Annotated in this window: 13 protein-coding genes and 1 rRNA gene; 3 read left to right on the forward strand and 11 right to left on the reverse strand. The window is 44.8% G+C overall.

Going from position 1 to position 13,486, the window contains the following annotated elements:
• From BUA17_RS30225 to BUA17_RS30245, 5 genes are all read right to left on the reverse strand, one after another.
• Positions 1 to 96: ribosomal RNA gene (locus tag BUA17_RS30225) — 16S ribosomal RNA — on the reverse strand; the annotation flags it as partial.
• Positions 97 to 791: 695 nt separating this feature from the next.
• Positions 792 to 1,760, reverse strand: a complete 969-nt coding sequence (rocF, locus tag BUA17_RS30230; RefSeq protein WP_083584913.1) for an arginase — start codon at positions 1,758 to 1,760, stop codon at positions 792 to 794.
• Positions 1,761 to 1,813: 53 nt separating this feature from the next.
• Positions 1,814 to 3,007: an ornithine--oxo-acid transaminase gene (locus BUA17_RS30235; protein WP_072735879.1), complete on the reverse strand. Its 1,194-nt coding sequence runs from the start codon at positions 3,005 to 3,007 to the stop codon at positions 1,814 to 1,816.
• Positions 3,008 to 3,145: 138 nt separating this feature from the next.
• Complete coding sequence (locus tag BUA17_RS30240; RefSeq protein WP_072735864.1) at positions 3,146 to 3,802, reverse strand: amino acid ABC transporter permease; 657 nt, start codon at positions 3,800 to 3,802, stop codon at positions 3,146 to 3,148.
• Positions 3,803 to 3,825: 23 nt separating this feature from the next.
• On the reverse strand, positions 3,826 to 4,647 hold the full coding sequence (locus BUA17_RS30245; RefSeq protein WP_083584914.1) for a transporter substrate-binding domain-containing protein: 822 nt from the start codon (positions 4,645 to 4,647) through the stop codon (positions 3,826 to 3,828).
• Between the two features lie 328 nt (positions 4,648 to 4,975).
• Here BUA17_RS30245 and BUA17_RS30250 point away from each other — a divergent pair, with 328 nt between their 5' ends.
• The gene (locus BUA17_RS30250; protein WP_064642846.1) at positions 4,976 to 5,620 is read left to right on the forward strand and encodes a GntR family transcriptional regulator; all 645 of its coding nucleotides are present in this window, start codon (positions 4,976 to 4,978) and stop codon (positions 5,618 to 5,620) included.
• A 180-nt stretch (positions 5,621 to 5,800) separates the two neighbouring features.
• On the opposite strand, the gene BUA17_RS30255 is transcribed toward BUA17_RS30250, so the two are convergent.
• Positions 5,801 to 6,541: a class I SAM-dependent methyltransferase gene (locus BUA17_RS30255; RefSeq protein WP_072735866.1), complete on the reverse strand. Its 741-nt coding sequence runs from the start codon at positions 6,539 to 6,541 to the stop codon at positions 5,801 to 5,803.
• Between the two features lie 164 nt (positions 6,542 to 6,705).
• On the opposite strand from BUA17_RS30255, the gene BUA17_RS30260 reads away from it, so the two are divergent.
• A complete protein-coding gene (locus tag BUA17_RS30260) occupies positions 6,706 to 7,068 on the forward strand; it encodes a hypothetical protein (protein ID WP_063568136.1) in 363 nt (120 codons plus the stop codon).
• A gap of 68 nt (positions 7,069 to 7,136) precedes the next feature.
• Here BUA17_RS30260 and BUA17_RS30270 read toward each other — a convergent pair whose 3' ends face one another.
• The 5 genes from BUA17_RS30270 to BUA17_RS30290 form a co-directional block, all read right to left on the reverse strand.
• Positions 7,137 to 10,025: an S-layer homology domain-containing protein gene (locus BUA17_RS30270; RefSeq protein ID WP_244552250.1), complete on the reverse strand. Its 2,889-nt coding sequence runs from the start codon at positions 10,023 to 10,025 to the stop codon at positions 7,137 to 7,139.
• 310 nt (positions 10,026 to 10,335) lie between these two features.
• Entirely contained in the window at positions 10,336 to 10,563 is a 228-nt protein-coding gene (locus BUA17_RS30275) for a cold-shock protein (RefSeq protein ID WP_017691121.1), read from the reverse strand.
• Positions 10,564 to 10,752: 189 nt separating this feature from the next.
• Positions 10,753 to 10,953 carry a cold-shock protein gene (locus tag BUA17_RS30280; protein WP_024633772.1) on the reverse strand — a complete coding sequence of 67 codons (201 nt, stop codon included), beginning with the start codon at positions 10,951 to 10,953 and terminating at the stop codon, positions 10,753 to 10,755.
• Positions 10,954 to 11,341: 388 nt separating this feature from the next.
• Entirely contained in the window at positions 11,342 to 11,578 is a 237-nt protein-coding gene (locus tag BUA17_RS30285) for a DUF6953 family protein (protein WP_063568137.1), read from the reverse strand.
• A gap of 142 nt (positions 11,579 to 11,720) precedes the next feature.
• A complete protein-coding gene (locus tag BUA17_RS30290; RefSeq protein WP_072735867.1) occupies positions 11,721 to 12,506 on the reverse strand; it encodes a CPBP family intramembrane glutamic endopeptidase in 786 nt (261 codons plus the stop codon).
• Positions 12,507 to 12,805: 299 nt separating this feature from the next.
• Between BUA17_RS30290 and BUA17_RS30725 the strand changes: the two genes are divergently transcribed.
• A complete protein-coding gene (locus tag BUA17_RS30725; RefSeq protein WP_063568139.1) occupies positions 12,806 to 13,477 on the forward strand; it encodes a phosphatase PAP2 family protein in 672 nt (223 codons plus the stop codon).
• The last annotated feature ends 9 nt before the right edge of the window (positions 13,478 to 13,486 follow it).

The raw sequence follows: 13,486 nt of genomic DNA on the forward strand, positions 1-13,486 counted from the left end.
ATCAGAGAAGCAAGCTTCTCTTTAAGTCCGCTCGACTTGCATGTATTAGGCATGCCGCCAGCGTTCGTCCTGAGCCAGGATCAAACTCTCCAATAAAGTATTGAAAAGAGCGATAAGCTCATTTTGAAACTGACGAGATTAAAAATCTCATTTATTTTGCTTTGAAATCAAACAGTCCGAAGACGTGTACCAATTTCTCAGCGTCGATCTTGCAAGCAAGATCGTTACTCACTCGTTGTTCAGTTTTCAAAGATCAAACTTGTTTCATTGCCGTGTGTTGTTCACCTCAGCAACTTTTATATCTTATCACATCCGAACCAACTTTGCAAGCTCTTTTTTTTAAGTTTCTTTCGAAGCTTATTTCATTCGCTTGCCGCACCATGTTTCTCGTGTTTTCTTGGCCGGAATTAGAATATACCATGTACAGATTATGAACGCAAGCTTTATTTTCAAAAAACTTTAGAACCACATTCTCCTTCAGATAATCTACAATCTCCTTCTTCTATAGTAGAGCCCTCGTATATGTACCCAATGCTCCTTAAGTAAAAAGAAAGCCACGCTCAACTAAACATTATTACTCTATAAAGCTAACTTCACCCTCCATCCGTTCAGAAGTAAAGAAGTGCACCCAACAACCATTAGCCAGGGAAGTACTCATACCTATCTTCACTCCGTTGAAGATCGTATGGATGAGTCTGACCCTGGCTCTTATATAACCTTACATTATATGATTAGACCTTACCTTCTATATAAGCATGAATTCATCCGAACAAGAAATATCTATACAACCGTTATAAGATCCGTTTACCCAGCAATGAAGCAATCAGTTCTACTCCAAGGCGGGCCGTATGCCTGTTCTGATCAAATAGCGGATTAACTTCCACCAGATCCATGGACGTAACTCGGTTGGTAGAAGCGAGCAGCTCCAGTGCGAAATGAGCCTCACGGTAATTCAATCCCCCTGGTACCGGCGTACCCACACCCGGAGCCTCACGCGGATCAAGACAATCCATATCAAAGCTAATATGAATACCGTCTGTTCCTTCCCCGACTACAGCCAGCGCCTGTTCAACAACCTGTTGTATACCTATCCGATCAATATCATGCATTGTAAAGCTCTTAATGCCAAGCGCTCGGATCTGTTCCTTTTCATACACATCCAGATCACGTAAGCCAATGTAGACCAGATTGGAAGGATTAACGAACGACCCTGCACCCGGAATATGAGACAAGTTAAATGCAGAATGCCCCAAAGCGGCAGCAACACTCATCCCATGCATATTTCCAGACAGACTACGCTCTTCTGTGTTCAAATCCGCATGGGCATCAAACCAGATCACACCTAGATTGGAATAATGTGCAGACACCCCAGCAAGAGAACCTATAGCTACACTGTGATCCCCACCCAGAACAAGCGGAAAAGAACCTCCCGCTATCGCCCCAGACACTTCATTGCACACTCGCTCACTCACCTGTCTAACCTCGGATAAATATTTCACACGGTTTCGTTCAATTGGAGCAACAGACTCTGAGGGACAATCTACACGGATCTCTTTTGATACATTTAACCCAAGGCTTGCAATTTCACGTTTCAATCCTGCAGTAATGAGTTCATCCGGACCTAGCTCAGCACCACCTCGCGCCCCACCTAATCCAAAAGGAACTTTAATGATAGCAACGTCATGATGACGTAAAAGCAATTGGCTCGTTTCATTAGAAGCATTCAGCGTTCCTGCAGATTCAATATCATTGTTTTCCATGTAGGTCAGCTCCTTCGCTGCTTATATGAAGTAATCAAAGAATGAAATATTTATCAGTCACTCAACACCTGAGTAATTCGCTCCAACGCCCAATCAATCTCAACCTCTGTAATGGTAAGTGGCGGCGCAAAACGGATCGTTGTCTCATGAGTTTCTTTACAGAGCAGTCCAACAGACATTAATTTCTCACAATAAGGACGTGCAGGTACATGCAGATCAACACCGATGAACAATCCTCTACCTCGAATCTCACGCACAGCTGAACTGCGAACTCCCTGAAGCTGTTTCATAAAATAATTCCCCAGACGCTCCGAGCGCTCTGCAAGCTTCTCATCTTCCAGAACTTCCAGTGCTGCGACAGCCACGGCACAAGCGAGTGGGTTCCCCCCGAATGTGGAGCCATGAGAACCCGGTTCAAACAAATCCAGTATTTCTGCATTAGCAGCAATAGCCGAGATAGGCATTACTCCCCCGCCCAGTGCCTTACCCATAATCCAGATATCAGGCTCAACCCCCTCCCAATCAGAGGCAAATCGCCGTCCCGTTCGTCCGAATCCGGTCTGAATCTCATCCGCCACGGTCAACACCCTATGCTGTTTACACAGTGTAAAGGCTTCAGCAAGATATCCTTCAGGTGGGATGACAATACCGGCTTCCCCCTGAATGGGTTCCACGAGAAAAGCGGCCGTGTTTGGTGTAATCGCAAGCTTAAGCGCTTCAATGTCACCATAAGGAATGATTTTGAATCCGGGTGTAAACGGTCCAAAGTCTTTTTTGTACTCTTCTGAAGATGAGAAAGAGGTGACCGTCAGTGTTCTTCCATGAAAATTTCCGGAGCATACGATGATTTCAGCTTGATTTTCCGGTACACCCTTGCATCGATATGCCCATCTTCGCACTGCTTTCACGGCCGTTTCAACCGCTTCAGCTCCCGTGTTCATGGCCAGAATTTTGGGTTTGCCCGTAAATTGCGAGAGCTTCTGATAGAAATGTGATGCCGCACTGCTGTGAAATGCCCGTGATGTTAATGTTACCCGATCTGCCTGATCCTTCAGTGCCTGAATAATCGCTGGATGTCTGTGCCCATGATTTAATGCCGAATATGCACTTAACATATCCATATAACGGTGACCTTCCGGATCTTCGACCCATACTCCCTCCGCCTGCTCAATAACGATCGGGAGCGGATGATAATTAGGTGCAGCATAACGTTCCGACCAATCCATTAACATTTTCGAATCTGACATATACTCCCAGCACCCCTCTTTGATTATATTGTATACAAAATACAATATCAATGTATGCTTCGCCACGACCATTTACGACTCCTGCTCACTTTTTCCGCCATCACCTAAATCCACTCATTCGTAGAGTCCGTATGCAAGTTATCGGGATATGGAAAGTCTGCGTTCCAGCCAGGTGAGCAGGTTGGCCAACGTAAATGTAATTACAAAATAGAGGGCAGCAGCAACAAGGAGCGGGGCAAGTGGTTGGAAGGTAACCCCTTGAACGGCTCTGGCTGTATATATAATCTCAGCAATCCCGATCATAGAAACAAGCGAGGAATCTTTAATAATAATAATGAATTCATTGCCGATAGCTGGAAGCATGTTACGAAAGGCCTGCGGCAGTATAATGTAGCGAAGCGTCATGCCATGAGACATCCCAAGAGAACGCGAAGCTTCAGTCTGTCCTTTATCGATTGCCTGAATGCCTGCCCTGAACACCTCTGCCATGTATGCCGAACTGTTCATGGTCAGCGCGACCACCCCCGACATAAATGCGGATAGGTTCACACCGATGACGGTCAGACCATAATGAATAATGAGAATTTGCACCAACATCGGTGTACCGCGAATGAGTTCGATATATGCCGATGCTACGAATTTGATAGGCCACACTCGTGATATACGCAGCAGTGCCACCATAACCCCCAGTAATGTGCCAAACAACACCCCAAAGAAGGAAAGCTCCAATGTTACCCACGCGCTACGCACATAGTCCTGCCAATGTTCCGATAGAAAGGAGAAATCTAAATTCACGGCATATCCCTCACTCGCCCGGTTTATTCGCCTAACATCTCATTGGCTTCTACGACGAAGCGTTCGATATCTCCGCCCGTTTTGAGCTTCTCCAGCGTACTGTTGATCTGATCAACGAGCTCCTTGTTGCCTTTTTTCACAGCGATAGCCGATCCTCCTTCATCCTCTGCCTGTTCAATCTTCACGTTTGCAACAACCAGTCCCTCCTGGTTCTTTACATACTGCTGCGCAACCGGCTTTTCCAGAATAAGCGCATCTACCCGCCCGGTCTGCAATTCAAGAATCAATTCGGGAATTTTGGCAAGAGAAGTAAGTTTGGCACCTTGAATGTCCTGAGCGATGCCTTCCTGAATAGAGCTTTTCTGCACACCCACCTGCTTACCCGACAAATCATCCAGTGAGGCCATCAATTCGCCTTCGTCAGCTCTAACGAGTACAGCCTGTTCTGCATAGTAGTAGATATCCGTAAAATCAACGTTCTTCTTTCGCTCTTCTGTAGGTGTTAAACCTGATATCACAAAATCAACCTTGTCCGTGCTGAGCGCCATAAGCAAACCATCAAAATCCATATCCTCAATCTTCAGCTCAGCTCCCATGTCCGCAGCAATCGCCTTGGCAATCTCAATGTCAAAACCAACAATAGTGTCTTTGCCATTAATGCTTTTGTGAAATTCATAGGGTGCGTAGTCTGCACTGGTGCCAAGTACGATTACTTTCTTCTCTGCGCCACCACTCTCCGAGGATGGAGAAGGTTCCGATCCGGCCCCCGTCGTTTGTTCCTGCCCACAAGCCGACATGATTACCACCATTAACAACAGCATCATTGGCAAAAGCACTCTTTTCACTCAACATACCCCTGTTCTATTTTGGAATGATAAAGGCATATAACTTGTATACAATATACACAAGACAATATATGGGCTTTAATGTAAGTAATACTAACAAACAATCTGTTGTATGGCAATGAATTTAACACATTTATACGCTATAATTCCATATTACGTAAATTATTTAACATGAAACTAACACCATTTTAGATCATTAAGATTGCTTGCCCAACTCCCCCCTCGGTGTTAAGATGATAAAAACTTGAAACTCCCGAACGGCGCACCATTACAGGGCTCACACCCTCACACATCCAATCATCACTATATACAGAAGGGGGGATTCGGTATGGAGGCACCCAAATACCGGTCCTTGAAAGATCACGTTTACGATTATATCGCACAGAAAATTCAAGACGGGACACTGCTCCCCAATCAGAAGATTAATGAAGCGGAGATTTGCAAAAAGCTGGACATCAGCCGCACACCTACTCGGGAAGCCTTATTTCAACTCACTTCTGACAACCTCCTGCAATATATCCCACGCAGGGGATTTATCGTCGCTCCTTTTGACGCTGGCAAAAAACTCGAATTCTCGCAAGCCATCGGTGCGCTTGAGGCACTTGCTGCTACACTTGCAGTAGACCACCTCAAACCGTCTGAGTTCCTGGAGATGGAAGCCCTTGTTGCACGAATGGATGAAGATATTACCCAGCTCGATCTGGCTGCTTACAGTAAGAGTCAATATCAATTTCACAACCTGTACATCCAGCGCTGCGGTAACGCCACTGTCATCGAGATGTTAAACACGTTAAAAAACAGCTTTATTCGCCAGTCGTATGTTAGCGACAACAAGCCGAAGCTATCCAGTGTACTTAATGAAGTAAATGAAGAACATCGCCAAATTCTAAGCGCTTTTCGAGCCAAAGATAAACCGCAACTGGAAGCTCTACTGAAGCATCACTGGCGTATTATCGACAACGATATGCTGTAATACTTTTAACCAAACTCTGGCGTGAACTATTTTCATCACTTACTGGATTGGATTGAGATTCCTAAAACAAAGAAAAAGCAATCCACTTTAAAGTGGGTTGCTTTTTTAGATGCCAGATTTGGCATCAGCCTATTTTTTTCACATTCGTTATTGGACTAGCCTCTACGCCAAAAAGTAACCCTACTCTTTCTGCTTATTATCGCTATCCATTGATGACTTTGCTTCAAAAACCGCATAACCCAGTCTTTTTCCGTATCTCGCAAGCAAACGATCATTGGTGCGACCCATGCGCTGCACTTGCTCATCCTCAAACAAGCTCATATCCATCTCCCGATGAGGATCATGATCCACGCCCCATTTTCCCATAGAACGAGACTGTTCCTTGACCAAGACTTCAGTAAATCCACACTGTCTGAGACGTTTCTTCCATGTAGTCATGGTTGCCAGTGTCCTTATTCCATAAAATTGTTTCAGCCTTCGGCTCATCACCTCTGTCTTCCTTCCGGATAACACCATCTCCCGATCAATGAAGAGACCCCCTGGCTTCAATACTCGCTTATATTCCGCAAGGGTACTTCGCCATTGGGTGAAGATAGTGACAGACTCCACAAATACCACATCAAAATAATGATCCGGAAAAGGCAAGGATTTCACATCTGCCTGAATAAAACGAATATCTAAGCGCTCCCGTCTTGCGCGTCGCACCGCTTTCTCCAACATCTGCCGATTAAGATCCACCGCAGTTACCCGATAACCGTTTCGAGCCAGATAACAAGCCGTCCTCCCTGTACCACATCCCACCTCAAGCACCTTACTATGTGCAGGCAGAGATAGCGTATCCAACAGTTGCATCGTTGCTGTAAACCCTCCCGGATGGGCACTCCCTTCTCCAAGCCGGGCCAGCAAATCATGATAATCCATGAGCTCCCCTCCCTTTTACTCCCTCCAGTGTATGGAGCAGATATAAAAACGGCTCCTCCCCATCTAATATCCGGGTACTCGTCCATACCAATCGTTCTTTTTTTTACTATGATATACAAACCGTTGAATTCAAGCGGCAACCGCACCTAATGAGGGGGATTTGCATGTACAGAATTAATCCGGTATGTGAAGAAACGGTTTCTCCGCACGTTGGACGTTCCGTTTGTCTCGTTATGAACGACGGTAAGCATATGTATGGTACGCTTAGTCAATGTCGTGATGGCAAAGTTTATTTGAACGGATGTTTCGAAGGACCACGACTGTGTTCAGTCAAATCCAAACAGCAACTTGTAAAAAGCAGCAAGAAAAACGCTGTTGCAACAAAGAAAGTTAAATCTTCGGCCTACGGCCCATATGGTTATGGAGGATATGGTGGGGGTTACGGTGGTTACGGCTATGGAGCTGGAGCAGGAATCGATCTGGCTCTGGTAGCAACACTGTTTCTGCTGCCATTCCTGTTCATCTAAACTCTCCAAACAAACAAAGAACCTTCTCGCTTCATGCGAGAAGGTTCTTCGTTTTTCATTTATAAGACTTAAAGTTTCTCCTGCAGCCACTGTTGCAGGTTATATAACACTACGGATGCTTTACCCCGGCTTACACCCAACACTTCATCCGCGCTATAGTCTTCTGCCAGATAAGAAACCAGCCCCTGGTCCTTCGTGTCCAGATCCGCTTTCAGCACTTTCAATGTGCTTGCCAGCAGTTCATTCGTTTCTTTCTCAGTAATCAGAGCAGATGGTCTGAATTTGTCTTGAGCTGTAGGAACAAGAACACCCATCTTTTCCAACGCTGCTACATAACCCACATACCAACTTCCCACTTTTACATCTGCATATTTCGATCCCTTTGCTTCCGGCAATTCGGATACAGTCGAAAGGACACCAGACAGCATTTTCACAAACTCGGCACGTGATACACCTGCATAAGGAGCAAAAATACCACCCAATTTGCCGTCAATAATTCCGTCTTTACGCAAAGCAACCAGCTTATCCTGTACATCTTGAGGCAGTCTATCCAGATCAGTGAATGGAAGAGCTGTTGTAGATGACCCTGTACCTGATTCTTGCTCAGAATCGACATTTCCGCCCTCGGCGCCTGCTGGATTCCCTGTTACAATTCCATAACCGTTGGTCCCCACATACACACGTCCGTACACTCTCGCATCACCCGTAATCGTTACATTGGCTGAACCATACTGATGCTGATCATCATTAATTCTAATCCAGGAAGCACCGTTATCGTCCGAACGGAAAATCCCATACGTTCCTTCTACTTTGGCGTAGGAATACAATGCCATATGCTCTTGCCCTACCGCCGCTTTACCCAAACCTATCGTGGCTGCTTCTTCCACATTAGCCAGCTTGGTGAAGGTTTGACCATAGTCTACGGAATGGAACAGACCATACGTACTATCGAGTTTCTTGTTATCTTTTCCCGCAGCCAGCCAGATCTCACCCTCTGAACCCGGTACAGCTTTGAAGTTACTCGTTAAGGCAACAGGCAGTCCAGTTGCGGTCGTTTTCTCAAACGTAACGCCACCATCACGACTCACATAAAAGGCCCCATTCGAGAATCCGTAGAAAACAGATCCATTCACACGGTCAGCCGAGACACGTGCACCTTCCGGAATACCTTTCGAAGCTTTCCAGGTCGCACCCTGATCGGTCGAAATACTCACCGGTCTTGCTTCTCCTTCAGCTTTGCTGACAGGACTCCATAGAATCGATTTCCCGTCAGCGCTAAAGGCCGCATGTCCACCCTCTGTCTTATCTTCATCGGAAGAGATCCAGGCATTCGAAGCAGGCTTCCAAGTTACGCCGTTATTCGTGGAAATTCCCATTCGAGCAGCCTTTCCTTCCGCGTTACCTACACGTACAACCAGATTCGGGTTCAACTCTGCATAATCAATATCCGTACTGGTTCCGAGATACGGATTCGTAATCATCTCCGGCGCCTTATCCAGGTCAGTATGACGGAATCCGCCAATGTCACCCATCGCACTCAGAAGAGGCGCCCCCGATGGCGGGCTGATAAGACCAAGTATGGCCGTCTCTTCAATACCATCCGCTTTGACGGAAATTTTCACCGTTTCATCTCGGTCTAGGGCTGTTACGTTATCCGAACCGTACAACGTTGCGCCTGTACCATATAGGATTTTATTCGAATCAAACGGATCAATCTCCAAGTCGCCAATCATCCATCCCAATTTAGGTGAAGTTTCAGGCAACTCCTTTTTCTCGCCCCAATCCAGCCAAGGAGATAGAGAATAATCGATAGTAAAATGATTTTCCCGACTTGGGTCTTTGGCATAATCCAGTGTCCAGAATGATTTCCATGTCTTCCCGCCGTCGGTGCTGCGGTAAATGAAGTCATCTGGCCACCATTTGTTCATCGTTGCGACCATTAGTGTATTCGGATCTTTGGTATCCACCGCAAGCCCACCATACGGGTTATCTGTATTACCAGTTGGACTGATATCGGTCCATTTCCCTGTTTTCGTATCCAGTTTCCACACGGCACCTTTACCACCACTGTATGGTCCAACAAACTCATTGTAAGTGACATATAAGGAACCATCGGATGCGAGCACACCGTGATGGGGAACAAAACCTTGCGTAGGTTGGCCCTCTATAGGTGCCCAAGTCTGCCCACCATCCGTACTGCGATAGATGCTCTTCTCAGAATCTGCCACTCCAACGTATATCGTCTGAGTCGTATGGCCACGCGAACCTGTAGTTGGATCAAAGGTAATCCAGGCTACGCCTGCAATATCGTTATAGTCATCCTTTACATTCCCGACTGCTGTAAAACTGTCTACCTTGCTCCAGGTAACTCCGTAATCCGTGCTTTTCCATAGTCCATTTCCGCTGCGAGCACCCAGATACAACACCCGGTTGTTGTTCGGATCGATAGATAAACGCTCACCCATTGAACGCCCAGGCATGTTACCGCCAAGTTTGAATGGAAGCTCTGTCCGCTGCCATGTATCGCCTCTGTCCGTTGAACGCAATAACACACCGTTCATATCCGTCCAGTCATTCGTATATGTACCTGCTGCTATATAGACGCGATCCGGATCAACGGAATCTGTAGCCAAGCTCTCCACACCCGACATGTTCCATTCATCAAAACCAACAAAATCAAGCAGTTGAATCCACGATTTACTCTCAGCATCATAACGATATGCACCACCAATATCCGTGCGGGCGTATACGAGGTCTTTCTCTACCTTATTATAGATAATGCCCGGAACGAAACCGCCACCCACTACTTTGGCCCTTCCCCAATCATAAGTCTGCTCTTTTGTAGCCAATGATGGAGATTGAGTCGAGCTCGGTTCCACACTTTCCGCGAAAGCGTTACTAACAAGAGTCGCACTTAAAGCAGCAACCAGTGAAAGACTTAACCATTTCTTCAAAATGCTTTTCCTCCTCTGAAAACATACGATTACGTCATCGGCAAACTGTAAGCGTTAACATTTTTATCGAAAACGTTTTATTTATTGCGTGTAAATGTGATTACTATCTATTCTACAAACCCTGGATTCAAATAAATACATTGTAAATTGGATATATTTCCATTTCATTATCCGACATATTGGAAAAAAAGATATAAAAAAAGGCATTCGTCAAAACGAATGCCGGGAACTTCATATTTAATACCCTTACCTTTGTACAAGATGTCAGGTTCAACTTAAAAAAAAACACCTCGTTAGAGGCGGGTAAGCTATGTTAAATCCGATTTCCTTTAGGCATCGTTTTAAGATTACTATTCGAATTCTCAAGCAATGGTAGCATCCTAGTCGTGCTGACCATCTCAGAAGCACATATCGGACAAGTAGGTACGTTATCAAACGCAAAATTGTCCCGCATCCATCCTTTGCACGTATCACTCGTACATTCCCAGATTGCCGCATCAGCTTGTGGAATCTCTTCCAACGGTTTTTTGCGATTATACATGACTTCTACCCCCTTTGTTATGGAAAAACATCTAATCCGACGTTATTTCACAGAAGCCACTACTTAGCGGAAGTTTTGTCCCGTCCGGACTTCTGTCTCGACAACTATTGGGCCGACTTTCATTATAACTGCTCAAAAAAAAGAAGCTGCCTTTACCATTATAACATGTTAAAGGCAGCTATGCTTTAATTACAGTTTTACAACTTCTTCTGCTTGAGGACCACGGTTTCCTTGTACAATTTTAAATTGCACGCGTTGACCTTCGTCCAGCGTTTTGAAGCCTTCGCCTGTAATAGCGCTGAAGTGTACGAATACATCTTCTCCGCCTTCAACTTCGATGAAACCGAAGCCTTTATCAGCGTTGAACCATTTTACTGTTCCGTTTTGCATGTGAATTACACCTCCAAATAAAGATTAACATGTTCCTTTGTTCTTTGCAGCAAGCAAATAAAAATTCACACATTGAAAAAGGTACCAGTCATAACCTATAAGTGATCGCCCTTTACAATATGTGAATTAGGTTTTCCACTCTCTACAACTTGTTTTTATTATAACTCCGTTTCCACCAAAAAGCAAATCTTTGTATTTTCTTTTCAAACAGCTTTGGAAATACATGTATTCGCACGCACTGGAACAGGGTTTGTCGCTTGCCCTGCCGCTCATTGCGGTCTTATGAAAGGATATGCAGATCCGAACCAACTTATACATTTTCTATAAAATATTTTGACATGCATATCCAACACATCCATGAAAGCTCAATCCATTACATGATAACACACTAGGTCCATGCCCACATAAAAGCATCACGATCCCATGCAATCTGCCCACGATGTAGCTTGCGGAACGCTTTCTTCACTTCTTTTGATAACGAAGTATTACCATTCTCATTCACAAATACAAATTCTTCACCAAAATTGGACTTTACATATTCAATTGCAGCTTCCTGATGAAGTGTACCGGTGAATTTAATCTCCTGCACCATCCATTCCGCCACTGCCTGTGCTGTCTTTTCCACAATATCACCTATTTATCTATGCATTGTACGGATGAACGGGCCTCCGATTATGAACAAGCCTGTCATACCGCCAGACTGAAGTATACCACGATCCTATGGCTGGCGGTAAACAGAGTTATGCATCAACTGATCACACGCCCATTTAATGAACCATTGAACTCCCCGGTGTACTACTCTCTGGAGAAGATGACTTCGTTCGAACGCTAAACGTCAACCATACGCAATAAGCAACCAACACAACCAATATGAAGATATCGTAGGGAAGTGTTCCGGTATCTTGCCGGTCGTTCCCAAGAAATTGAATCAAATTATGTATGAAATGAAACAGAATCAGCGGCACGATATTTCCGTTTTTCAACATTAACAGCGCGAGCGCTGCTCCCAACAGCAGTGCATAGATCAGTTGCAGAAGGGTGTCTGCCATACTCTGACCGGATAATGCATTCATGATATGAGTGATAGAAAATAAAACACTTGAAGTCGCAACTGCCGCAACCGCACTCTTACGAAGCAAAGTTTTGAAGATTAGTCCACGATAAATGGTTTCCTCCACAAAAGCGACAAGCAAGGTGAAAAAGATAAAAAAAGCGACCTTGGACAAGGTTAATTCAGTAAATCCTTTCAGCGCAAGAGTACCCAGTACAAGGAGTAGTGGAATATAATACTTTGCATGACTTGCCGGGATAGTTCTTATGGAGCGAAATCCAGTCTCTCTCCATTTGCGTCGCAGGGTGAGATAAATAATGAGCACGAGTGCAATTGGAGTAAACGACATCAATACGGGTGATGTGTAGTCCAGTTGCTTCACGGTAGCGACCGCCCCTGCCGCAAAAACCACCAGCAAAAGGAGCAGTTCAATAATGACTACCGTCAGCACGGGCCTTCGCGCGGAAAAGGATTGATTTTGCTTGGATTGCGGGGTTTTCATAGATTGTACCAGCCTCATTTCATTTTTAATGGTTGTCACATGAACTCATATGACAATTTAGTTGTATCATATCTATTGGATATTCAAATATCCTTTTCTGGATAAAACTATAAAAGTAACAAAAAAGAGAATTCCTCTTACAGCTTTTACCTTACAATCAGGTATGGCTCAAGTGCTAAAATGTCTATTATAGTAATAATAGAATGATTCAGTGCAGGGGTACGACATTTCTGCAACGTCATATATATGAAGAGTTAAGATGAAAGCTGCGAAATGAAGAACAAAATCAGGGGGATACTATGAAAGCATTATTTTTGCGCTGGGGACATTTGCTGGCAATCTTATGTATACCGCTTCAAGGTTCCATTTATGTTTTGTTGGGCAGTAACACCGGAAGTGATGTCTTCTACAATTATGCCTGGATTGATACACAGATTCCTTTTATCAAAGAATTTATTTATCCTTATGTCAGTTGGATGCCGATTCTGTATCTTGGATTTCTCTATTTGGGTCTAACGAACAAATCGCTATTCTGGCGTATGATAATTACCTATAACGTAGGGGTAATCGCAGCCAATATCGTTTTTGCGGTCTTCCCTACTTACGTGCCGCGACCAGAAGCTATCGGAACAGGTCTAAGCAGTGCGCTCGTACAATTTATTTATACCAATGATGCTCCATTCAACTGTTTTCCAAGCATTCACTGTCTCACAAGCTATCTGCTCTTCATTATCATCAATCGCCATTTAAACTTCAAACCACTGGCACGAATCTCCTGGTCGATATGGCTGTGGCTGATCATTGCTTCGACGGTGTTTGTGAAGCAGCATTCGCTGCTGGATGTAGCAGGCGGCATTCTGTTCGCGGAAGCAGCGTACTGGGCTGTGCATGTATTTGCGGTTCGCGCAGGTCTGGCAAGCAAAAAAACAAAACAGCCAATCACGGCTACAAATACAAGCAGCAACGCTTAGTATATGATT

Source organism: Paenibacillus sp. ov031 (genome assembly GCF_900143165.1).
GTDB classification, from domain to species: domain Bacteria; phylum Bacillota; class Bacilli; order Paenibacillales; family Paenibacillaceae; genus Paenibacillus; species Paenibacillus marchantiae.

Coding starts and splice junctions, on each gene's coding strand:
- rocF (WP_083584913.1), bottom strand. CDS start 1,760: ATGGAAAACAATGATATTGAATCTGCAGGAACGCTGAATGCTTCTAAT.
- BUA17_RS30235 (WP_072735879.1), bottom strand. CDS start 3,007: ATGTCAGATTCGAAAATGTTAATGGATTGGTCGGAACGTTATGCTGCA.
- BUA17_RS30250 (WP_064642846.1), top strand. CDS start 4,976: ATGGAGGCACCCAAATACCGGTCCTTGAAAGATCACGTTTACGATTAT.
- BUA17_RS30255 (WP_072735866.1), bottom strand. CDS start 6,541: ATGGATTATCATGATTTGCTGGCCCGGCTTGGAGAAGGGAGTGCCCAT.
- BUA17_RS30260 (WP_063568136.1), top strand. CDS start 6,706: ATGTACAGAATTAATCCGGTATGTGAAGAAACGGTTTCTCCGCACGTT.
- BUA17_RS30275 (WP_017691121.1), bottom strand. CDS start 10,563: ATGTATAATCGCAAAAAACCGTTGGAAGAGATTCCACAAGCTGATGCG.
- BUA17_RS30280 (WP_024633772.1), bottom strand. CDS start 10,953: ATGCAAAACGGAACAGTAAAATGGTTCAACGCTGATAAAGGCTTCGGT.
- BUA17_RS30290 (WP_072735867.1), bottom strand. CDS start 12,506: ATGAAAACCCCGCAATCCAAGCAAAATCAATCCTTTTCCGCGCGAAGG.
- BUA17_RS30725 (WP_063568139.1), top strand. CDS start 12,806: ATGAAAGCATTATTTTTGCGCTGGGGACATTTGCTGGCAATCTTATGT.